The 20827-nt window shown below is 42.6% G+C and carries 22 protein-coding genes and 2 pseudogenes; 16 read left to right on the plus strand and 8 right to left on the minus strand.

The genetic code is table 11. The annotated features are described in order from the left end of the window. Positions 1 to 162 precede the first annotated feature (162 nt). The gene (locus LLY41_RS04030) at positions 163 to 930 is read left to right on the plus strand and encodes a TIGR01457 family HAD-type hydrolase (RefSeq protein WP_304587011.1); all 768 of its coding nucleotides are present in this window, start codon (positions 163 to 165) and stop codon (positions 928 to 930) included. A gap of 29 nt (positions 931 to 959) precedes the next feature. Here LLY41_RS04030 and LLY41_RS04035 read toward each other — a convergent pair whose 3' ends face one another. Further along, positions 960 to 1463, minus strand: a complete 504-nt coding sequence (locus tag LLY41_RS04035; protein WP_095243595.1) for a phosphatidylglycerophosphatase A family protein — start codon at positions 1461 to 1463, stop codon at positions 960 to 962. Positions 1464 to 1948: 485 nt separating this feature from the next. Here LLY41_RS04035 and yutH point away from each other — a divergent pair, with 485 nt between their 5' ends. The 5 genes from yutH to thrB all read left to right on the plus strand — a co-directional run bounded on the left by yutH (position 1949) and on the right by thrB (position 7485). Further along, positions 1949 to 2956 carry a spore coat putative kinase YutH gene (gene yutH, locus LLY41_RS04040; protein WP_304587012.1) on the plus strand — a complete coding sequence of 336 codons (1008 nt, stop codon included), beginning with the start codon at positions 1949 to 1951 and terminating at the stop codon, positions 2954 to 2956. A gap of 72 nt (positions 2957 to 3028) precedes the next feature. Then, positions 3029 to 3991: a 2-hydroxyacid dehydrogenase gene (locus LLY41_RS04045; protein WP_095243597.1), complete on the plus strand. Its 963-nt coding sequence runs from the start codon at positions 3029 to 3031 to the stop codon at positions 3989 to 3991. Positions 3992 to 4196: 205 nt separating this feature from the next. Then, entirely contained in the window at positions 4197 to 5495 is a 1299-nt protein-coding gene (locus tag LLY41_RS04050) for a homoserine dehydrogenase (protein WP_304587013.1), read from the plus strand. Further along, positions 5492 to 6553, plus strand: coding sequence for a threonine synthase (gene thrC, locus LLY41_RS04055; protein ID WP_095243599.1), 1062 nt, complete (start codon positions 5492 to 5494; stop codon positions 6551 to 6553). Before LLY41_RS04050 ends, thrC begins: the two co-directional genes overlap by 4 nt. Further along, positions 6550 to 7485 carry a homoserine kinase gene (thrB, locus tag LLY41_RS04060; protein ID WP_304587014.1) on the plus strand — a complete coding sequence of 312 codons (936 nt, stop codon included), beginning with the start codon at positions 6550 to 6552 and terminating at the stop codon, positions 7483 to 7485. Before thrC ends, thrB begins: the two co-directional genes overlap by 4 nt. A 42-nt stretch (positions 7486 to 7527) precedes the next feature. Here thrB and LLY41_RS04065 read toward each other — a convergent pair. After that, a pseudogene (locus LLY41_RS04065) lies at positions 7528 to 7749 on the minus strand (NifU family protein); the annotation flags it as partial. 117 nt (positions 7750 to 7866) lie between these two features. Here LLY41_RS04065 and LLY41_RS04070 point away from each other — a divergent pair. Further along, positions 7867 to 8253, plus strand: a complete 387-nt coding sequence (locus LLY41_RS04070) for a YuzD family protein (protein ID WP_304587015.1) — start codon at positions 7867 to 7869, stop codon at positions 8251 to 8253. A gap of 37 nt (positions 8254 to 8290) precedes the next feature. On the opposite strand, the gene LLY41_RS04075 is transcribed toward LLY41_RS04070, so the two are convergent. Continuing rightward, positions 8291 to 9358, minus strand: coding sequence for an NAD(P)/FAD-dependent oxidoreductase (locus tag LLY41_RS04075; RefSeq protein WP_304587016.1), 1068 nt, complete (start codon positions 9356 to 9358; stop codon positions 8291 to 8293). A gap of 280 nt (positions 9359 to 9638) precedes the next feature. On the opposite strand from LLY41_RS04075, the gene LLY41_RS04080 reads away from it, so the two are divergent. Continuing rightward, a complete protein-coding gene (locus LLY41_RS04080) occupies positions 9639 to 9878 on the plus strand; it encodes a YuzB family protein (RefSeq protein ID WP_035331977.1) in 240 nt (79 codons plus the stop codon). A 270-nt stretch (positions 9879 to 10148) separates the two neighbouring features. On the opposite strand, the gene LLY41_RS04085 is transcribed toward LLY41_RS04080, so the two are convergent. After that, positions 10149 to 10841: a DUF2225 domain-containing protein gene (locus LLY41_RS04085; RefSeq protein WP_304587017.1), complete on the minus strand. Its 693-nt coding sequence runs from the start codon at positions 10839 to 10841 to the stop codon at positions 10149 to 10151. A gap of 193 nt (positions 10842 to 11034) precedes the next feature. Here LLY41_RS04085 and LLY41_RS04090 point away from each other — a divergent pair, with 193 nt between their 5' ends. Next, a complete protein-coding gene (locus LLY41_RS04090) occupies positions 11035 to 11397 on the plus strand; it encodes a HesB/IscA family protein (protein ID WP_095243604.1) in 363 nt (120 codons plus the stop codon). Between the two features lie 207 nt (positions 11398 to 11604). On the opposite strand, the gene LLY41_RS04095 is transcribed toward LLY41_RS04090, so the two are convergent. Next, the gene (locus LLY41_RS04095; RefSeq protein WP_095243605.1) at positions 11605 to 12603 is read right to left on the minus strand and encodes an NAD(P)/FAD-dependent oxidoreductase; all 999 of its coding nucleotides are present in this window, start codon (positions 12601 to 12603) and stop codon (positions 11605 to 11607) included. 383 nt (positions 12604 to 12986) lie between these two features. On the opposite strand from LLY41_RS04095, the gene LLY41_RS04100 reads away from it, so the two are divergent. The 5 genes and pseudogenes from LLY41_RS04100 (at position 12987) to LLY41_RS04120 (ending at position 16431) form a co-directional block, all read left to right on the plus strand. After that, positions 12987 to 14204, plus strand: coding sequence for an NAD(P)/FAD-dependent oxidoreductase (locus tag LLY41_RS04100; protein WP_095243606.1), 1218 nt, complete (start codon positions 12987 to 12989; stop codon positions 14202 to 14204). 86 nt (positions 14205 to 14290) lie between these two features. After that, positions 14291 to 14781 (plus strand): annotated as a pseudogene (locus tag LLY41_RS04105) (NUDIX domain-containing protein). Between the two features lie 161 nt (positions 14782 to 14942). After that, positions 14943 to 15068, plus strand: coding sequence for a YuiA family protein (locus LLY41_RS04110; protein WP_159867914.1), 126 nt, complete (start codon positions 14943 to 14945; stop codon positions 15066 to 15068). 134 nt (positions 15069 to 15202) lie between these two features. Further along, positions 15203 to 15526 (plus strand): YuiB family protein, encoded by a 324-nt coding sequence (locus tag LLY41_RS04115; protein ID WP_095243609.1) that lies wholly within the window; start codon positions 15203 to 15205, stop codon positions 15524 to 15526. A gap of 191 nt (positions 15527 to 15717) precedes the next feature. After that, complete coding sequence (locus LLY41_RS04120; RefSeq protein WP_304587018.1) at positions 15718 to 16431, plus strand: 3D domain-containing protein; 714 nt, start codon at positions 15718 to 15720, stop codon at positions 16429 to 16431. Positions 16432 to 16482: 51 nt separating this feature from the next. Here LLY41_RS04120 and LLY41_RS04125 read toward each other — a convergent pair whose 3' ends face one another. From LLY41_RS04125 to LLY41_RS04135, 3 genes are all read right to left on the minus strand, one after another. Beyond that, positions 16483 to 17265 (minus strand): cobalamin-binding protein, encoded by a 783-nt coding sequence (locus tag LLY41_RS04125; protein ID WP_304587019.1) that lies wholly within the window; start codon positions 17263 to 17265, stop codon positions 16483 to 16485. 14 nt (positions 17266 to 17279) lie between these two features. After that, a complete protein-coding gene (locus LLY41_RS04130) occupies positions 17280 to 17756 on the minus strand; it encodes a divergent PAP2 family protein (RefSeq protein WP_304587020.1) in 477 nt (158 codons plus the stop codon). 212 nt (positions 17757 to 17968) lie between these two features. Then, complete coding sequence (locus LLY41_RS04135; RefSeq protein ID WP_304587021.1) at positions 17969 to 18634, minus strand: hypothetical protein; 666 nt, start codon at positions 18632 to 18634, stop codon at positions 17969 to 17971. A 112-nt stretch (positions 18635 to 18746) separates the two neighbouring features. On the opposite strand from LLY41_RS04135, the gene LLY41_RS04140 reads away from it, so the two are divergent. Both LLY41_RS04140 and LLY41_RS04145 read left to right on the plus strand, forming a co-directional pair. Further along, the gene (locus LLY41_RS04140; protein WP_304587022.1) at positions 18747 to 19124 is read left to right on the plus strand and encodes a DUF309 domain-containing protein; all 378 of its coding nucleotides are present in this window, start codon (positions 18747 to 18749) and stop codon (positions 19122 to 19124) included. Positions 19125 to 19203: 79 nt separating this feature from the next. Next, positions 19204 to 20706, plus strand: coding sequence for a leucyl aminopeptidase (locus tag LLY41_RS04145; RefSeq protein WP_304587023.1), 1503 nt, complete (start codon positions 19204 to 19206; stop codon positions 20704 to 20706). Positions 20707 to 20827 lie beyond the last annotated feature (121 nt).

Below are 20827 nucleotides of genomic sequence, written 5' to 3' on the forward strand. Positions count from 1 at the left end.
CTGTTTAGGGAGTTTTTTTTTGCGGGAATTACTCCTGCAATCGTGAAAAATTGCACAATTCACCCTGTTCCTTTAAGATATCTTGTATGGGCGAAAGCCAATTGAAAAGTAATAATTATTGGGATACTAATCAAAGCTCAGATCATTATGGGAGGAATATTTTTGAAAAAATATAAAGGATACTTAATCGATTTAGATGGCACTATGTATCGCGGGACAGAGCTGATCAGTGAGGCGGCTGACTTTGTCAAAAAACTTCAGGAACTGGGTCTGCCTTATTTGTTTGTGACAAATAATTCTTCAAGAACACCAGGCCAGGTGGCGGATAAGCTTGTGAAGTTTGGCATTCCGGCTGAAGAGAGACAGGTATTTACAACGAGCATGGCCACTGCCAGCTACATATATGAACAGCAAAAAGATGCTTCTGTATATGTGATCGGAGAAGAAGGAATACGGGAAGCGCTGTCTGAAAAAGGGCTAAGCTTTGGAGAGGAGCATGCAGACTTCGTTGTGGTGGGAATTGACCGTTCGATTAACTATGAAAAGCTGTCCATCGCCTGTGTGGCTGTCCGGAATGGGGCAACATTCATTTCCACAAACGGGGATATTGCCATTCCGACAGAAAGAGGCCTGCTGCCTGGAAATGGGTCACTAACGTCTGTCATCACTGTATCGACACAAACACAGCCTGTATTTATTGGAAAGCCGGAATCAATTATTATGGAGCAGGCTTTGAAGGTGCTGGGAACTGCCAAGGAAGAAACGCTGATGGTGGGAGATAACTATGATACGGATATCTTAGCAGGAATGAATGCCGGTATGGATACCCTGCTTGTCCATACGGGGGTAACAACAAAAGAATTATTGAAGGGATACGAGAGACAGCCGGACTATGTATTCGAATCACTGGCAGATTGGGACTTCAAATAGAAAAAGGATGGAAAAACTCCATCCTTTTTCTATTCCACATTTTCAGCACTATGTGCAAGTCTGCTCGAAGCGGCTGCCGCAATAGCTCCTACAATATCATCAAGGAAGGTATGGCATCTGCCTGAACTCTTATCGTTCAGATCCTTCAGAATGCCCGGCTTCAATTTATCGATATACCCGAAATTGGTAAATCCGATGGAACCATATACGTTTACAATGGATAAGGCCAATACCTCATCTGCACCATATAATCCTTCATCTGTAGCGATAATTGATTGCAGCGGTTCCAGGAGTTTCTTTTCCTCGGCCAGCATATCCAGCTGAATTCCCGTCAAAATGGCATTTTGCACTTCTCTTTTTGATAAGACACGCTCCACATTATAAATGCAATCCTTCATCTGCAAATCGGGGTGATATTTCTCCTGGAGGAAGAACACCAAATCAGCTATATCCTGTATTTCTACCCCTCGTTCATGTAGCCATTTACGTGCTGTCTGCTCTGTAAGATTAACTGCTTTTTTTTCTTCATTCATTGGCTTCACCTTTTCTGGTTTATAAGTGATTGCGGTACGTTCATCAGGCCTTTTAATGACCTATGCTGCTCACTTTTAGATTCTTTTCACTATGTATATACCCTTTTTTTATCAAATATGCCCACTGCCGCTCAAACGGAAAAAATTCATTTTCTATATCATTTCCATGGTACACAGTCTTATCCAAGAAAACAACAAGTTTTAAAGTCTTCTATCATATACATTCCTTAAGGATCTTATTAAATGGCTCTTTTCGTATAAATTGTTGTTTTTCGCTTATCAATGTTGTCCGTTGATTTCCGTTCCAGGATGCTCGCTTTCCACGGGGCGGGCGGTGAGCCTCCTCGACGCTGCGCGTCTGTGGGGTCTCACCTGTCCCGCTACTCCCGTAGGAGTCTCGCACCTTCCACTACAATCAACTCAGTAAATATAATATAAATAGCAACAAACTTTGCGAAAACAGCCTATTAAATTGAGGTGATTTAATGTTTAGAAAGCTTTTGAAAGAACAATTTGGCATAGAAGCAGAAGATACAATCAGAATCGGAAAATATGATGCATGCCGAAAGCAGGGGCATCTTTATTTGCTTGTTCCTGCGGGGCATACAGATGAAGAAGAGCTAGATGAACTGGACCGAATGGCAGAACACCTGTCCAATAACGGTGATAGAAATATTAGTACTTTTTTGAAAACGAAGGAAGGCAAGCAGGCCGTTGACTGGAATGATAGCCGCTTTTGTATTTTAGTTAATCGGCATACTCTGAGCAGGAAGCAGAATCAGTTTGGACGAAAGCTGGCAAAGTTCCATTACAGAGGAAGGAGTATTTCATTTCCTGTGAAAAAAACGAGCAGAATCGGGCAATGGAAACAGCTTTGGGAACAGCGGCTTGACCAAATGGAAAAGGTATGGAATGAGATGCTATTCCAAAAACCCGAAAATGACTTTGAGAGAATGTTTTTAGAGTCATTTCCCTACTATATGGGGCTGGCAGAAAATTCAATACAGTATCTTGTGGATACAGAGCTTGACGATGAACCCGGCATGGCAGACAGCGGAACCGTTTGTCATATAAGATTGACTTCTTCCACCTGGGGAGACAATTATTATATGAAAAATCCATTTGACTGGGCATTTGATCACTCATCCAGAGATTTGGCTGAATGGACAAGGGAAAAATACTTCCGTAATATCAAAACGTATCAGCCGGAACTCCGCCAATTTTTATCGGAATATCAAAGTGTAGGAAGATTATCCTCTTTTTCATGGCGGTTATACTACGCCCGTCTATTGTTTCCCCTCCATTATTTTGAAACAGTAGAAAATTATTATGGCGCCGATTCTGAACAGCAGAAGCTGGTGCTTCAGGAGAGATTGCAGAAGTATCTATGGCAGTCTGATGACCATGAGCGCTTTCTGGGCGGGTTTTTTGAATTTGCCGAAGTTCCGATCAAAAAACTAAGGATTCCTCTGGTGAATTGGATTAAGAGCTGAAAAAAGGCAGGGAATTCCCTCTTTCTTGGCGAAAGGAAAAGTAAGCTGAGAATGTGAAAAGGGGATATTTCAATGAAACCATATGTTTTTATCAGCAGGAAGCTGCCTGAAGATGTTATCGCCACTTTAAAAGAAAAATACATTGTTGAAATGTGGGATCGGGAAGATGTGGCGGTTCCTTATGATGTATTTCTGCAGGAAGCGGGAAAGGCAGATGCCATTCTAACCATGTTGTCAGAGACTGTAAATGAGGAAGTTCTGAAAGCGGGAGAGAAGCTGAAAGTTGTTGCCAATATGGCTGTCGGCTATGATAATGTGGACGTTGAAACAGCAAAGAGGCTCGGAATTACAGTTACCAATACACCAGAGGTATTAAATGATTCAACCGCCGACCTGACATTTGCCCTTGTGCTTGCTGCTGCCCGCAGAATGGTGGAGGCTGCGGAGTTTGTGAAGAAAGGCGATTGGAAGAGCTGGAGTCCGCTCCTTTTGGCAGGCCAGGATGTGCATCATAAAACAATCGGAATTGTAGGAATGGGGAATATCGGAAAAACAGTGGCAAAGCGTGCCGCGGGATTTGACATGGAAATCCTGTATCACAATCGTTCGAGGAAGCCGGATGCAGAGCAGGAACTGGGAGCTCAATATGTCAGCTTTGATGAGCTGCTCGAACGGTCAGATTTTGTTGTCTGTCTGACACCATTGACAGCAGAAACAAGAAATTTATTTAACCGAAGTGCGTTCCGGAAGATGAAAGACAACGCTGTTTTCGTGAATGCCTCCAGAGGGCCTGTAGTAAATGAACATGATCTATATGAAGCACTGAAGGCAGGTGAAATTGCGGCTGCGGGATTGGATGTTTTTGCGGAAGAGCCAATCGGCGCCGGACATCCGCTGTTAGAGCTGAAAAATGTTGTGGCCATGCCCCATATCGGAAGTGCAAGCATAGAAACACGCTATAGAATGATGCAGCTGTGTGTGGAAAACATTGATCTTGTTCTATCAGAAAAGAAACCGAAAACACCGGTCAAATAGAAGTGATAAAGGCATCCATGATGGGTGCCTTTATTGATAGAAAAAAAATTTAAAAAGATTTAAGCGCAATAAAACAGTATGTTAAGCGCTTTCACTTACCGTTTTTGGAAAATTGCCTATTGTAAAAATCCTGCTCGCCCCCTATAATGTCTACTATGCAAATACAAATGTACTTACATAGTGAACACTTTAAGGGGGAGCTAGCGTGGAATCAATCTCAATTGGTTTATTAGGGTTAGGAACAGTTGGATCGGGTGTCGTGCAAATCATTGAGAAACACCAGGATAAGCTTATGCACCAGGTCGGCTGTCCGGTTGTTGTAAAGAAAGTTCTTGTTAAAGATGTAAATAAAGACAGAGCCGTTAAAGTGGACAGGAATTTGCTGACGCTTAATCCTGAAGACATTTTAAATGATACAGATATAGATGTAGTGATTGAAGTAATGGGCGGCATAGAGGAAACTAAAAACCATTTAAAGAAAGCGTTGGATAATGGAAAGCATGTAGTGACGGCAAATAAGGACCTGATGGCGGTATACGGGCCTGAATTGCTGGCTGCATCCGCTCAAAATGGGTGTGATCTCTTTTATGAGGCAAGTGTTGCCGGCGGCATTCCCATTTTAAGAGGGCTGGTAGATGGTTTGGCTTCAGACAGAATTACAAAAATGATGGGCATTGTGAATGGGACAACGAACTTTATTTTAACAAAAATGAGCAAGAATGGGAGCGCTTATGAGGACGTCCTGAAAGAAGCCCAGGAGCTGGGATATGCGGAAAGCGACCCGACTGCAGATGTGGAGGGCCTTGATGCAGCAAGGAAAATGGCGATCCTGTCTACACTTGGCTTTTCCATGAATATTGACCTTGATGATGTTAAGGTTAAAGGCATTACGGATATTACGGAAGAAGACCTTCAGTACGGCAGGCAGCTTGGGTACATCATGAAGCTGATCGGGATTGCCCATCGGGAGGGGGAGAAGGTGGAAGTAAGTGTCCAGCCGACACTGCTTTCCGAGTCTCATCCACTTGCATCGGTTCAGGATGAATACAATGCCGTATATGTTTACGGTGAAGCTGTAGGGGAAACGATGTTCTACGGACCTGGGGCAGGCAGTCTGCCTACAGCTACAGCTGTGGTATCGGATCTTGTTGGAGTCATGAAAAATATGCGTCTTGGCGTCAATGGAAAAAGCGCGGCAGTTCCTCAATATGATAAGAAATTAAAAGATGCAGATGAAATTTATTCGAAGTATTTCTTAAGAATGCATGTAAAAGATGAAGTAGGGACATTTGCCAACATCACATCCATTTTTTCAGAGCATCATGTTAGCTTCGAGAAGATCCTGCAGCTTCCTCTAAAGGAAAAAGGGCTTGCTGAGATTGTGCTGGTTACCCACCAGGCATCCCTTCAGGATTATGAAGATATTTTAGTAAGTTTAAGAGATTTGCCGGCAGTTCAATCAATCAAAAGTTCGTATCGTGTGGAAGGGAGCGCCAGAGTATGAGATGGGAAGGCCTCATAAAAACATATAAAGACTATTTGCCAGTTAGTGAAAATACACCAATGCTTACTTTAAATGAGGGCAATACTCCCCTGATCAGGCTGGATAAGCTCTCAAGAGACTGGGGCATTGACCTTTATGTGAAAACGGAAGGAGCAAATCCTACAGGGTCATTTAAAGACAGAGGCATGGTTATGGCAGTTGCAAAGGCGAAAGAAGAAGGAAGCGATGCAATCATCTGTGCCTCCACAGGCAATACCTCTGCAGCTGCGGCGGCATATGCAGCAAGGGCGGGCATGAGATGCGTAGTTGTCATCCCTGAAGGGAAAATTGCCATGGGGAAGCTTGCACAGGCAGTTATGTATGGAGCGGAAGTTGTATCAATTGAAGGTAATTTTGACCAGGCGCTTGCAATGGTAAGGAAAATTAGCGAAACAGAACCTTTTACTCTCGTAAACTCGGTTAATCCATATCGTCTTGAAGGACAGAAGACAGCGGCCTTTGAAATCTGCGACCAGCTTGGAAGCGCTCCTGATATCCTTGCTTTGCCAGTGGGTAATGCCGGCAATATTTCTGCCTATTGGAAAGGGTTTAAAGAATACAACGAAGAAAGAGGGACAGGTCTTCCAAGAATGCACGGAGTACAGGCAGAAGGTGCAGCAGCCATTGTCCATAACCGTGTATTTGAAAGTCCTGAGACGATCGCCACAGCCATCCGAATCGGAAATCCTGCGAGCTGGCATTTAGCCAATGCAGCATTGTCAGAATCAAATGGAAAAATTGATGAAGTCAGCGACGAAGAGATTCTTTGCATGTACCGTAAACTTGCTTCATCTGAAGGGATTTTCGCTGAGCCGGCTTCATGTGCTTCACTTGCGGGGGTATATAAACAGCTGCGTAATGGGGAGATTCCTCATAAAACAAAAGTGGTGGCCATCCTGACTGGGAACGGGCTGAAGGATCCAAATACAGCCATTGATTGCAGCCCTGTTAAGCCAGTTTTGCTGCCTAATGATGAAAAAGCAGTTGCGGACCATATCAAGGGAGCCGTTCACATATGAGCGAAAGTGAAATGGTTGTCATCAAAGTACCCGGCAGCACGGCAAATCTCGGGCCAGGCTTCGACTCGATTGGCCTTGCCTTAAATTTATATTTGACGCTTGAAGCAGAGAAGGCAGACAAGTTTGAAATGATTCCTTTATCAGAGGCGCTAAGCATCTACCCTTCGGATGAATCCAATTTTATTTTTCAAGTTGCAATGGCTACCGCGAAGAAATATGGTAGAGAGCTTCCGGGATGCAAAGCCCGCATTTCGAGTGAAATTCCTCTCACACGGGGACTTGGGTCAAGTGCTGCAGCCATTGTAGCGGGAATCGAATTGGCTGATGTGCTTTGCGGACTCCAGCTGACTCAGTACGAGAAGCTGGTGCTGTCTTCCCGAATGGAGGGCCATCCTGATAACGCAGGAGCCTCCCTTCTCGGAGGCCTCGTTATTGGCTGCCTGTCAGAGGAAGAGGTATCTGTTCAGAGTATAAAAAGTATAGAGTTTGATGTTATAGCAGTGGTCCCGAAAGAAGAGCTCCTTACAAAGGAATCCAGAGGCGTTCTGCCTTCAGAATGGTCCTTTCGGGAAGCTGTCCAGGCCGGGGCAGTCGGCAATGTCATGGTAGCAGCCTTGCTCAGCGGGAATTTCCCCCTCGCAGGCAAGATGATGAGCGGAGACTTATTTCATCATCCTTACCGAAAGAAAATGGTTCCGCACTTGGAAGTCATTGAAAAAGCTGCACCAGGGCTCGGAGCATTTGGAGTTGCGTTAAGCGGTGCGGGGCCGGCAGTTCTCTGCCTGGCTGAGACAGGATGTGCTCCCGCAGTGGCAGAAGGGCTTCAGAGGCTGCTCCCGGACATGGAAATCCTGCCACTGAAAATTGATCAGGAAGGCTGTACGGTTTTAAAAAAAAGCTTAGTTGAGCTGGAGATAGGCCAAACAATATAAAAAAGCGATGTCATGCAGACATCGCTTTTTGCAAAGGAAAAATTAAAATACTTGTTCTACTTCGACGACACCAGGTACTTCTTCCAAAAGAGCACGCTCAATACCGGCTTTCAACGTAATCGTTGAACTTGGGCAGCTGCCGCATGCACCAAGAAGGCGCAATTTAACGATGCCATCTTCAACATCCACCAATTCACAGTCCCCGCCATCGCGAAGAAGGAATGGGCGCAATTTATCTAATACTTCCTGAACTTGTTCAGTCATAGTTGTTTGTTCTGCCATGTGAAATCGACTCCTTTCCATACATTTATTATAATCAAATCAGTCTTAAAAATCTATTCCAAGAACGTAATTTCCACTCATTAGGAGAATATTTTTCATATGCTGCTCAATGTTAATGTTGTAAAATGGAGGGAAGAACAAGTTTTGCATAGGGGAGAGAAGAGTGAAAAAGAGATCGAAATCACTGTTTATGGTGCAGAGCAGCTTTGTCCAAGCTGTGTGAATCTGCCATCATCCAAGGAAACTTATGAATGGCTGGAGGCAGCACTATCCCGGAAGTTTGCCAATCAGCCTTTTAAAATCGTGTATGTTGACATTCATAATCCACCTGAAGAAGAGGACAAAAAAGAATTCGCACTAAGAGTGATAGAAGAAGATATGTTTTACCCGGTTGTCCTGCTTGAAGATGAGATTGTCGGTGAAGGCAATCCAAAATTAAAAACGATCTATGCGGAAATGGAAAAGTACGGGTACCAGGCAGTTTAATAAAAAAATGAGCATCGATCAGGATGCTCATTTTTTATTATCCATTATGGTATTTATACATCCATAGTATTCCAGATTTCAACAGGCGGGCAACGCGGCCTGTGATAGGACGTTCTGCGACCAGACCAAATCCATGCTTTTTGCCCAGTGATCCAAGGACTCCTTTAAGCTTGATAACTGGCAATGTTTCAGGAAGGTCCTCGCCTTTCCAGCGTTTCAATAGGATTTGAACGATTTGCTCTGCCTGCCCTTCAGCAAGCTGTGCACTTGGTGCATGCGGTAGGCTTGCACAATCCCCTACCACATAGACATGTTCATTCCCGGGGATATTGTGATGCCTGGTTAAGACTACTCGTCCTTGCGGGTCCTTTTCCACATTCATATCCCGAACCACTTTGGTCGGCTGGATGCCGGCGGTCCATACGATGGCATCACAGTGGATGGCTTCGTCATGATTATAAAGGGTTTTTTCTTCTACTTTAGTAATATTCGATTGGTTAATGATTTCAACATTATGCTCTAAGAACCAATTTTCTACGTATGTGCTCAATCTTTCAGAGAAGGCTGACAGAATATGCTTCCCTCTATCAAATAATTTGACTTTCAAATCCGGACGGCTTTCATTTAATTCTGAAGCCAGTTCCACTCCGCTTAATCCGGCACCGACAATTCCAACAACAGAGCCTGGTGATAGATTATTTAAAGCTTGATACGTTCTGCGGGATTTTTCAATTGTCTGGATGCTATATGTGTGAATGTCAGCTCCTGGAACATTATGGTATTTATCTTCACATCCAAGTCCAATTATTATATCATCATACGAAACAGGCTCTTCGTCCTGAAGATATACCTTGTTTTCCTCAATGCTGATTTTTGTCACTTCACCGTATTTAATGGTCAATCTTTGATGTTCAGGGAAGGATACACGCACATGCTGGTCTGAAATGGTACCGGCAGCTAGAGCGTAATATTCAGTCTTTAAACAATGATAAGGCACACGATCTATTAGTGTAATAGAGACATCATCGGGAAGCTGGTTAGGCAAAAGTCGGGCAAGTGCCCTCATACCGCCATAGCCTCCGCCAAGTATCACAAGGTTTTTCATAGTATATTTCCCCTTTATGTCCGTACTGATTGCTGTTACCGAACCTAAAAATAAACTTTATTAGTTATCTTGAAAAAATAAATAAATGATATTATTAACCTCAAACCCATAAAAAGTATAACGAAATTGTGACAAAATCACAACACAAATCAGCAGGAAACTTGACAATAAACGACATGAAGTGGTAATTATGCATACTAAAAAGAAATAGGAATGAAATCACTTTCTTGCAGAATTCGGGTAAAAAAGGTAGCATTAACAGGGTAGAGAGGTGAAAGATGTGATTAAGCCAATCATCGAATTTTGCATCAGCAATTTGGCCAGCGGCTCTCAAAAAGCGCTTGAACAGCTGGAAAAGGATTATGATCTGGATGTCATCGAATATGGCTGTCTCGGGTATTGCGGCAAATGTGCAAGCACACTTTTTGCGCTTGTGAACGGAGAAGTGGTAACTGGAGAAACACCAGATGAACTGGTTGAAAATATATATCAATATCTGGATGAAAATCCGATGTTTTAATATAGAAAAGGAGCGATTAAATTTCGCTCCTTTTCTTATTCCTTAAGGCTCTTTTCGTATGAATTGTTGTTTTTCGTTTATCAATGTTGTCCGTTGATTTCCGCTCCAGGATGCTCCCTTTCCACGGGGCGGGCGGTGAGCCTCCTCGACGCTGCGCGTCTGTGGGGTCTCACCTGTCCCGCTACTCCCGTAGGAGTCTCGCACCTTCCACTCCAATCAACTCAGTAAATATAATATAAATAGCAACAATCTTTGCGAAAACAGCCTTCCTTAATTAGCGGCAGTTTTTTGTTCCCTCATTTCATACCATCGTTCTCTTGCCATTTCAATTAACTTTGGCTCAGTGGAGCGGCTTTGCAGTTCAATAACTTTTGAAAAATATTTAACAGCCTGTTCAGACTGTTGCGTCCTTCGGGATAACTCCCCGATCAGATAAAAGATTCTCGTTTCAGAAATGGTTGATCCCTTAAAGTCATCAGATATATAAGACTCCAGGTATTCCTTTAGAGCAAGCTTCAAAAAGCGCTGTTCCTGATCAGCATTCTTTATACTCCGGAAAAGCCAGGCGAGTCTGACATGTAAACCAGCCAAAGTAATATGCTTCTCCCTTTTTAAAGTTCCGCAATATAGAGCAAGCTTATAGGTGTTGACAGCAACAATGATGGATCGATCCTGGCAGTAATCCTGGGGAATCCAGGCATTCACAACTTTAGAATGGATCAAATCAAGGGCTCCCGGCGGGAAATAAGGAGAAAAATCTTCTGATTCTGAGTAGCCGCAATGCGGGCAGGTCTGAATATGATATAAAAGAGGGTTCATGCTTTCATCAGAATAGTTTGGGCAGAAATCACTGTCATAATCAGCTGCTTTTACAAATCTGGAGCGGAGTTTTTTAGTGGTGAAACTCTGTTTGCAGACTCTGCATTCGTATTTTTTATCATAAGTAGGGTTTAATTGCTGCATAGAATGACACCTCCGAGGATAATTTTTAAGACTATTATACCATTATCGCTGCGCCATCTGAGTATAAAGAACTATTATTTTGGCTGTGACAGAAAAAAATTAGAAAAAGTAAAAGTCTCTTAAGTTGAGCACATACCTTTTACTGTATATACTATGAGTATAGAAGTATCCTTATATGACAGGAGGGAATAACATGGAAAAAGTTGTGGATATAACAGAAGCAGCAGCTTTGCATATAAAAGAAATGATGAAACAAAATGAGGAAGAAGATGCATTCTTGCGTGTAGCCGTTAAAGGTGGCGGATGCAGCGGACTTTCCTATGGAATGGGGTTTGCCCATGAAGCTGAGGAAGGTGATATCCAGTCAGAGCACTATGGAATTCAGGTTCTTGTCAGCAAGGAAGATGCACCTATCTTAAATGGTACAAAAATTGATTATAAACAATCTATGATGGGCGGCGGATTCACAATCGACAATCCCAATGCCATTGCAAACTGCGGCTGCGGATCCTCTTTCCGTACCGCTGCAAATACAGGTACACCGGAAGAGTGCTAAAATAACATAACGCATCAAAAAAGGACGGTCCCGAACAGGCCGTCCTTTTCTTATCTTATCGCAGTCTAACGGGCAGTAAGACCCCCACTTCAAGACTCAGAGGATCAAAGGAGGATAAGTGGGGGTCAAACTGCCCGTAAAGGCCCGATTGGTTCAACTAACAATCAGCGGGGGATAAGGAAAACCCCCACTGATTGAAGTTTCAATTTATTTGCCAAACATGGAAGAACTGTGCATTGGCTGTACTTTCGCTTTTGGATCAATGTAGGATTTTGCGTGATTGACGGCAGTTGGCGCTTCACCGAAACCGCAGGCAATAAGCTTGACCTTCCCGTCGTATGTGCAGATATCGCCGGCCGCATAAATGCCTTCGATATTTGTTTCCATTCTGGAGTTAACAACGATGGAGTTCTTTTCGATATCAAGACCCCATTCCTTAATTGGGCCAAGGGAGGAAACGAATCCGTAGTTAACGATCACAGCATCAACATCAAATACCTCTTTTTCCTTTGAAGTCACACCTTCAAGTACGACTTGGCTGATTGCTTCACTGTCACCAATAAGCTCTGCCGGAACATAAGGTGTTTTAATTTCGACTTTAGAGTTCTGCAGATTTTCTACACTGTGCTCATGCGCGCGGAATTTATCGCGGCGATGAACAATCGTCACTTTCTCAGCGATAGGCTCAAGCATTAATGCCCAGTCCACTGCAGAATCCCCTCCACCGAAAACAACTACCTTTTTCCCGGCGAAATGATTTAAATCATCAATAAAGTAATGAAGGTTTTTGCCTTCATATTGAACTGCACTCTCAAGTTCAAGGCGGCGAGGCTGGAAAGCGCCATTGCCTGCAGTGATAATGATGGTTTTTGAGTAATGTACTTCTTTATTGGTTGTAAGCTTGAATGTTCCATCAGCTTGCTTCTCTAACTTTTCAACAGATTGTTCAAGTGATACAGTGGGCTCGAATTTAGCCATTTGTTCCTTAAGGTTATCAATTAATTCCTGGGCGCGGACTTTTGGGAAGCCGGCAACATCGTATATGTATTTTTCAGGATAAAGAGCAGATAATTGTCCCCCAAGCTGCGGCAAGCTTTCAATAATTTTTACTGAAGCTTGTCTCATGCCCCCGTAGAAAGCAGTGAATAAACCAGTTGGCCCCCCGCCAATGATGGTTATGTCATACACCTTTTGATCTTCATTCATGCAATATCCCCCCACGTATGTATTGAAATTCCACTCTTTATTTTAACATAAATCGTTTGAAACCTCATCAATAGAGGTAAATATTATGAATAATTGGAAGATTTCAAGTGGAAAACCTGCAATAAAAACACGGATATTCTTTAAAATTTTCTTAAAATTTTTAAGTTTTTCGTCTATTTTTTTAGGGTTGAAAAACTATATGAAGTAGAATAAGATTAATGGAGGAATAATGTTAATATTTTATGACAATTTTATTGAGTTTTTTTGAACTGATTAGTGAATAAAATCACAATGTTTTTTTATGTTTTTTGCTATAAAAAATATAAAGCAGCGGAAGATAAGAAAACATTAGAAAATACTTAAAAAAGGTGGAAGTGATACACTTGAGAAAGCCAAAGATTGTAATCCTCGGTGGAGGCTACGGCGGTTTGATGGTAGCAACCCGTTTGCAGAAATCTGTAGGAACAAACGAAGCAGAAATCGTTTTAGTGAATAAGAATGACTACCATTATGAAACAACATGGCTGCACGAGGCATCGGCGGGAACACTTCATCATGATCGTGTACGCTATGATATTAAAGATGTTATTGACCGCAACAAAGTTGAATTCGTTCAGGGCACTGCTCTTGAAATTAAAGCAGAAGAAAAGAAAGTCATTTTGGAAAACGGCGAAGTTGACTATGATTATCTGGTTGTTTCACTTGGAGCCGAGCCGGAGACATTCGGTATCAAAGGGCTTAAGGAACATGCTTTTTCGATTGTCAATGTCAATGCTGCACGTCAAATCCGTGAGCACATCGAATATCAATTTGCTACTTATAATACAGAATCCGAGAAAAAAGATGAGCGCCTGACAATTGTTGTCGGCGGTGCAGGCTTCACTGGCATTGAATTCCTCGGAGAGTTGGCAAACCGTGTTCCTGAGCTTTGCAAAGAATACGATGTGGACTACCATAAAGTGAAAATCATTTGTGTGGAAGCAGCTCCAATGGTTCTTCCAGGCTTTGATCCGGATCTTGTTAATTACGCTGTATCCCACTTGGAGAAAAAAGGCGTACAATTCATGATCGGAACAGCTATTAAAGAAGCTACTCCTGAAGGGATCATCGTTGGCAAGGGCGAAGATGAAGTAGAAGAAATCAAAGCTGCAACAGTTGTCTGGGCTGCAGGCGTACGCGGAAATTCTATTATTGAAAAATCCGGCATTGAAGCAATGCGCGGCCGTGTAAAAGTTCAGCCTGATTTGCGCGCTCCTGGCCATGATAATATGTTTATCATCGGAGACTGCTCATTAATCATCAATGAAGAAATTAACCGTCCATACCCTCCTACTGCACAAATTGCTATGCAGCAGGGTGAAGTGTGTGCAAGAAACATCACAGCTTTAATCCGTAATAAAACTGATCTTGAAACGTTTACACCGGATATTAAAGGAACTGTATGTTCTCTGGGCGAACATGATGCCATCGGTGTGGCATTCGGAAAGAAAATGGTTGGAACGAAAGCTTCATTCATGAAGAAGATGATCGATAACCGTGCACTTTACATGGTTGGCGGACCATCTCTTGTATTGAAAAAAGGTAAATTCAACGTTCTTTAATCAATCAGCTATAATTTATATATGGGGATGGACTCTAAAGTCTGTCCCTTTTTTCATGATAAAATTAAGAAAAGGGGGTGTTCGAAATGGGAGTCGAACATAAAAGGGGAAAAGTGTGGCTAGCTGTTTCCGGGCTGGTTATTTCACCTGAAGGAAATTGGCTTGTCGTTAAAAAGAAATACGGGGGCCTTAAAGGCAAATGGTCTCTGCCCGCAGGATTTGTAGAACCAGGCGAAACGGCTGATGAAGCTGCAGTCCGGGAAGTGGAAGAGGAAACTGGAATAAAATGTACAGTGAAAGGCCTGCTTGGATTGCGTACAGGTGTCATAAAAGGAGAAGTCAGTGACAATATGATCTTGTTTTTGCTTGAAGCTGAGCCTGAACAATCATTAAAAGTTCAGGAAAGTGAACTTTTTGATGTGCAGTATCGCAACCCGGAAGAGCTTGCAAATGATCCGAATGCATCAGTTCTTTTAAAATACATATTGGATACTTCGAATTCGTCCATCAAACCTTTAATCAACGGCATTAATCCGGGAATACTTTTGGCTATACAGCATATAAACTATTTTTATAATTTTCTGAAATTTAAAGGGAGAACGAGAAATCAGAAGTAAATAATGCTTGTATGCGTTTCCAATGATAGTTTTTCAAGAAATATGGAGCTTTTCATTTATTCAAATCCTTGATATATTATCAGAAAATTCAGTTACGAAAATTCAAAAGGAGATGAATGAAATGACAGCTAAGAAATATGAAAACAAAGAGTGCATGTATTGTTCCGGTAAGGGGTATTTTCAATTACTATTAGGCGGATCTGAAACCTGCAGCTGCTGCGGAGGAACAGGAAAGAAAAAGGAGTAAACTTTAAAACTTCGCGGGATGCGAAGTTTTTCTTTTCATCAGCGGGTGTACTGACACGCCCGCTTTTCTTGTTGACTCCCCAATCCACATTAAAGTAAACTAATTATTGATGTGTTAAGGGAGGAAACAAGTTCATGCAAATGACGATTTTCGTTTTGCCTATTTCGATGCTTCTGTTTTTTGTGCTGTTTTTTGGGATAGGTTTTATATTAAATATGCTGTTAAGAATGTCTTGGATTATGGCTATTATTTATCCTGTTATTGCCATTTTTATCATTGATAAAGTTCGTTTCATTGAGTACTTTCAAAAACCGGGGGACTCGTTTTCCAGTCTTGGAGTAGAAATGTCCAGCCTCGCTCTGGCTGACATCCTTATACTCAGCAGCGGAATGGCAGGCGCCATTGTTGCCGGAATTACGATTAGGCTGCTCCGTAAAAAAGGCTATCGGATGTTTTAAATTGTTGATGAAATCTCTGCCGCTGCAGGGATTTTTTATTTTTTTTGATTAGTGTGATCAAATCGGGCAAACCTATGGCATTACTGGCTTTATCCAGTCTGTAACCGGCTGCTGGAAGACCTGCTTTCCCATAAGTTATGAATATTTCTCTCAAAGAAGGGAAATGACTAACTTTGGGAGGAGTGTAAAAGATGAACATAATTACAAAATGGATGAAACGTACAGTAATGACTGCCTTATTTATAGGTGCATTATTGACAACTTTCCATTCGATTTCCGGGGTAGAAGCAAGATCAATTGTACAACTGCAGCAAAATGCTGAGCAAGCTGACAAAGATGGAAATTCAAATTTTGAACATACATTAAAATCGGTTGGAGTAGCATTTAAGTTTTTGAAGCAGGCCGTGAGCCTGGAACCGAAGATTTCTGCGAGTGAAGCTGTTGCAATTGAACAGGCGCCGACACTGGAGGAATCAATTGACTGGTCGCAGTATCAGAAAAAACAAGTAATTGCTACCGGATATACAGCTTTTTACGAGTCGACAGGAAAAAATCCCGATCATCCGTCCTTTGGCATTACATACTCAGGTGTTAAAGTTAAAAGGGACTTATACTCTACAGTCGCAGCAGATTTAAATGTTTTTCCGATTGGGACGATCCTGTTTATTCCTGATTACGGGTATGGTGTTGTAGCCGATAAAGGCGGTGCCATTAAGGGGAATAAATTGGATCTCTATTATGAAACGGTTGATGATGTTTATAATAATTGGGGAAAGAAAACGCTCGATGTTTACATCGTTGAAATGGGCGATGGAACCCTGACGGAAGAAGATTTAAAGTTACTGAATGAAAATGAAGCCATGCAGGTCTTCAGGCAGCAATATATTAAATCTGAGAAAAAATAAACAGAAGAAAGGCAAATCCGATACAAGGAACGGATTTGCCTTTTTGTATGATCAAATAGAAAATTCCTGAGGATGAATTTTTTTCGCTAATTTTATAGCCCCTTCAATCAGCCGCGGTGAAGGCCTGCAATACAGTTCTTCTTCCAAAACCAGGATTCTGTTCTGTTTTACTGCTTCCATTTCACTCCAGCCGGGACGTTTCAGGACAATCTCCGGATTTACCTTTTCTCTTCTGACACCGACCCAGGCGAGACAGATATAATCCGGCTGCCGATTCAGGACATCCTCCCAATCAGTCTGGACACTTGCAAGCTCAACATCAGCAAATAAATTCCGTCCACCGGCTATTTCACTGATTTCTGTCAGCCAATTGACTTTGCCAGGAGTAAACACAGGCTTTGGCCACCATTCCCAATAGAGGCTTGGTTTTTTCTCAATCCTGCTTGAGATGACCTGCAGTTCTTCTATTTTCTTCGTAAACTGTCTAGCCGCCAAAATTCCTCTCTCAGGCCTCCCGATTTTTTCAGCAGCAAAAACCAGGTCATTTGCAATATCTGCGAGACTTTGGGGATTTAAGACAATATGGGGAATCTGTCTTTTTTCAAGCTCTGCTACATTCTTTTCCATGCCCGGAACACTGAGGGAGGCAAGCACAAGATCCGGTTTCAATTCCGCCACTTTATCCATATTAATAGACAAGTCAGGACCCAGCCGGGGCAGATTGGAAACTTGCTCCGGCCAATCCGAATAATCGTCCACACCAGCAAGCATATCAGTCAATCCCAAGTATTCAACTAATTCCGTATTGCTTGGGCATAAGGAAAGGATTTTCATTTACATCACAACCTTTAGGAAAATAAATAATGAAGCCCTAAAGTTAATAAGATTCCAGTCATGCCGCCAAAGAGTACTTCTATCGGCTTATGTCCCAGCAGCTCCTTCAATTCTTTCTGTTTTTCCTGGCCAGCTTTTTTCTGCCATGTCTTTGCTTCTTCAACGAATTTATTGAAGTCGGCAACAAGCTGGTTTAATACAATCGCCTGTTCCCCGGCCTGACGCCGCACCCCCGTAGCATCAAACATAGTGATAATGGCAAAAACGGCAGAAACAGCGAAAACAGCAGAGTCCACTCCGGTCTCAAGCGCCACCCCGGTTGAAAGGGCTGTTACTGCAGCTGAGTGTGAGCTTGGCATTCCGCCTGTACTGGTTAAAAGGGACCAATCCACTCTTCGTGTGGCAATAAATTGAATGGGCACTTTTACAAATTGGGCAAAGAAGATGGCTGCCAAAGCAGACCATAGAGGGAAATTTGTCAATAATTCCATTTGAGACCACCTTTGAGTTGTATGATACTCCATCTTTGAATTCTTTTCTGCTTTCTGAAGTTGAATCGAGTTCGGACGCTGAGTTGCTCATTTCAGCTTTCTGTGTCCGAAGTTATACCCTGACTCAATCCCTGCAGATTCAGGAGCTAAAAAGAAAGTTATAATAACTAATATTCTCCAATAGATTGTTCCTTCCTGCAAGAAGATCTGCTTTAAGTTTTTGTTAAACCGCGCTTTTTTTGAAAATATGCTGTTGCTGTCAGGGAAAGCAAAAGAATCCATTCAAATGCATTCACGGCAGCAGCACTTTCAACAGGAATATCGACGGCGCTTCCGATAATCATCAGTACGGAGCCAGCAAAAAACCAGAACCATCCCTGTTTGCGCCAAATAAATACAGATGCCGCCAGCAATACGGCGGAAATGATCAGCACCATTATCGGAGGGCCGCCCTGTGCCTCTGCGTTTGAATAGCTTAGAACTCCATATTCCCATTTTGCTTCAAGTTCAAGGCCGAAAACCTCGGTAAAAAGCTCAAGAAGAATCAATCCGGCAGTGAGCAGGTATGCAGCCCATTTTAGTGTACCTGTTTTTGCCCAATCAATATCATCTTGTTTTAAAGTGTACCAGGAATATAGAACAAGCAGCGGCGTAAAAAAGGCATGAATCCAGAATCGGGCATAATTCAGAAGCTTTAAAGTATTGCCTTCCCCGATCAAACTGCCAGCAGCAAGAATTCCATTATCGTAAATCAATCCGAGAATTACAGGCAGCAGGAAGGCAGCACTAACAGGGCCGCTGTTCTTTACAATAAGAATGGCCCATATAAATAGCAGGATATACCCGGCTGTAAAAACGGCAAATAAAAGAGGATCCATAACATTCTCCTTTCTGTCTCTATTTTCTTTACCCTATAATGAATGATTATATTTAATCCCTTTTCTTTTTGTTAAAATGATCAGTACAAGATCAGGAAAATGGAGTGATTTCATGGAAGATTATCCTCTTGAGTACTATGAATTCTTTGTCAGTTTCAATGAAGGTGATTATTACACCTGCCATGATCTTCTTGAGGAAATGTGGATGACCGATAAAGGCAATTTGTTTTTTAAAGGCCTGCTGCAAATGAGCGTCAGCATTTATCATTATGAATATGGCAATGTCAAAGGTGCAAGGCTGATGATGCAGGCTGCACATGAATATTTGCAGGATTACAGGCCCAGACACTGGGGGCTGGATTTGGAGCACGTGTACGGGTTTATTGAGGAATGTCTCTCCATTTTTCCGAAAGGTATCGACCGGCTTCCATTTGATAAAATCGGTATTCTTCCTAAATTGCCTCAGCTGGTACTATATCTGAAGGATTAATAAAGCAGAAATTAGATAGTCGAAATAATTCAATATTTTCGATATAATAAAGAGATAAATAGATTATGGGGGTGTCAGTATGTTTTCTGTTAAGAAAGAATTTGACGTTTCAGCCGAACAGGAATGCCTGATTGTTGGTGTTTTTGATAAACCAGCCAGGTTTGAGGGAATACTTGCCCGTGCAGATGAACATTTTGAGGGCCATTTGACAGAGCTTGTGAAAAGCGGCGATATCTCTGCCAAGAAAAAATCCATTGCAAAAATACATACTTTTGGAAAAATTGGGGCCAAACGTTTTATTACAGTGGGTCTTGGAAAAGAAAAAGAATTCAGCTTTGAAGGTTTGCGTGAAGCTTTAGGAAAGGCATTCAAGGAAGTGAAATCGTCCAAGCTTCAAAATGCCGGTGTTTGTCTTGATACTTTTATTGGCGGAAAGGTAGATGCGCTGGATGCAGCACATGCACTAAGCGAGGCGTTTGCCCTTTCCACCTATAAGTTTGAAGATTATAAACAGAAATCAAATGAACCTGAAAAGGAAATTGAGAGTATTGCCGTTTATTGTGAAGCCGCAGATGAGGAAGATATAAAGGCTTCCCTTACAGTTGGATATGCCCACGGGAAAGGAACGAACTCAGCCCGCACATTAGTCAATCTGCCAGGCAATATGCTGACTGCCACCGATTTGGCAAATTACTCATCTGAACTGGCGTGGAGATACGGGTTTGAAGTGGAAATCCTGGAAAAAGAGGATATGCTTAAGCTTGGCATGGGTGCTCTTTTGGCGGTTAACCAGGGGTCGGCAGAGCCACCTAAGATGATTGTCTTAAAATATCAGGGCAAGGAAGAATGGAAGGATGTAATCGGCCTCGTCGGCAAAGGAATCACCTTCGATACAGGAGGCTATTCCATCAAGCCGAAGGACGGCATTGTCGGCATGAAATCCGATATGGGCGGTGCAGCGGCAGTACTCGGTGCCATGGAAGTCATCGGCGAACTGAAGCCTGAACAAAATGTTGTCGCTGTCATTCCTTCTACAGATAATATGGTGAGCGGAACCGCGTTTAAGCCGGATGATGTCATCACCTCCATGAGCGGAAAAACCATTGAAGTCCTTAACACAGATGCAGAAGGACGTCTGGCACTTGCTGATGCAGTAACATATGCGAAGCACCATGGAGCAGACTGTCTGGTGGATGTGGCAACCCTGACTGGCGGTGTCATTGTTGCACTGGGGGAAGAAACAACAGGTGCATTAACCAATAATGAAGAGTGGTTTGAACAGGTGCTGGAAGCCTCTTATGAAGCTGGCGAGCCGATTTGGCGGCTGCCTCTTTTCGAAAAAGATAAAGAAAGAATCAGAAGCAGCAAAATTGCGGATCTTAACAATTCACCCGGACGTGCCGGCCATGCAATCATGGGCGGAGGCTTTGTCGGTGAATTTGCCGAAGACACTCCATGGGTGCACCTCGATATTGCAGGTACAGCCACGACAGGAAAAAGCCATGATCTTGGACCAGACGGCGCGACAGGCGTAATGGTGCGTACATTGGCATTGCTGGTAGAAAGATTTGAAACAAAATAATAGTGAATTCAGAACTCCGGAGCGATCCGGGGTTTTTTTATGCAAATAATAAGCCTTAGCGGCCGGCTTATCCAAAATCATATCCGCCTGGCGTAAACTCCCATCTTGAATCGGCTTAAAA

Source organism: Cytobacillus firmus, assembly GCF_023612095.1.
GTDB lineage: Bacteria > Bacillota > Bacilli > Bacillales > Cytobacillaceae > Cytobacillus.

Coding starts and splice junctions, on each gene's coding strand:
- LLY41_RS04035 (WP_095243595.1), bottom strand. CDS start 1,463: ATGAATGAAGAAAAAAAAGCAGTTAATCTTACAGAGCAGACAGCACGT.
- yutH (WP_304587012.1), top strand. CDS start 1,949: ATGTTTAGAAAGCTTTTGAAAGAACAATTTGGCATAGAAGCAGAAGAT.
- LLY41_RS04045 (WP_095243597.1), top strand. CDS start 3,029: ATGAAACCATATGTTTTTATCAGCAGGAAGCTGCCTGAAGATGTTATC.
- thrC (WP_095243599.1), top strand. CDS start 5,492: ATGAGATGGGAAGGCCTCATAAAAACATATAAAGACTATTTGCCAGTT.
- thrB (WP_304587014.1), top strand. CDS start 6,550: ATGAGCGAAAGTGAAATGGTTGTCATCAAAGTACCCGGCAGCACGGCA.
- LLY41_RS04070 (WP_304587015.1), top strand. CDS start 7,867: ATGCTGCTCAATGTTAATGTTGTAAAATGGAGGGAAGAACAAGTTTTG.
- LLY41_RS04075 (WP_304587016.1), bottom strand. CDS start 9,358: ATGAAAAACCTTGTGATACTTGGCGGAGGCTATGGCGGTATGAGGGCA.
- LLY41_RS04085 (WP_304587017.1), bottom strand. CDS start 10,841: ATGCAGCAATTAAACCCTACTTATGATAAAAAATACGAATGCAGAGTC.
- LLY41_RS04090 (WP_095243604.1), top strand. CDS start 11,035: ATGGAAAAAGTTGTGGATATAACAGAAGCAGCAGCTTTGCATATAAAA.
- LLY41_RS04095 (WP_095243605.1), bottom strand. CDS start 12,603: ATGAATGAAGATCAAAAGGTGTATGACATAACCATCATTGGCGGGGGG.
- LLY41_RS04110 (WP_159867914.1), top strand. CDS start 14,943: ATGACAGCTAAGAAATATGAAAACAAAGAGTGCATGTATTGTTCCGGT.
- LLY41_RS04115 (WP_095243609.1), top strand. CDS start 15,203: ATGCAAATGACGATTTTCGTTTTGCCTATTTCGATGCTTCTGTTTTTT.
- LLY41_RS04120 (WP_304587018.1), top strand. CDS start 15,718: ATGAACATAATTACAAAATGGATGAAACGTACAGTAATGACTGCCTTA.
- LLY41_RS04125 (WP_304587019.1), bottom strand. CDS start 17,265: ATGAAAATCCTTTCCTTATGCCCAAGCAATACGGAATTAGTTGAATAC.
- LLY41_RS04130 (WP_304587020.1), bottom strand. CDS start 17,756: ATGGAATTATTGACAAATTTCCCTCTATGGTCTGCTTTGGCAGCCATC.
- LLY41_RS04135 (WP_304587021.1), bottom strand. CDS start 18,634: ATGGATCCTCTTTTATTTGCCGTTTTTACAGCCGGGTATATCCTGCTA.
- LLY41_RS04140 (WP_304587022.1), top strand. CDS start 18,747: ATGGAAGATTATCCTCTTGAGTACTATGAATTCTTTGTCAGTTTCAAT.
- LLY41_RS04145 (WP_304587023.1), top strand. CDS start 19,204: ATGTTTTCTGTTAAGAAAGAATTTGACGTTTCAGCCGAACAGGAATGC.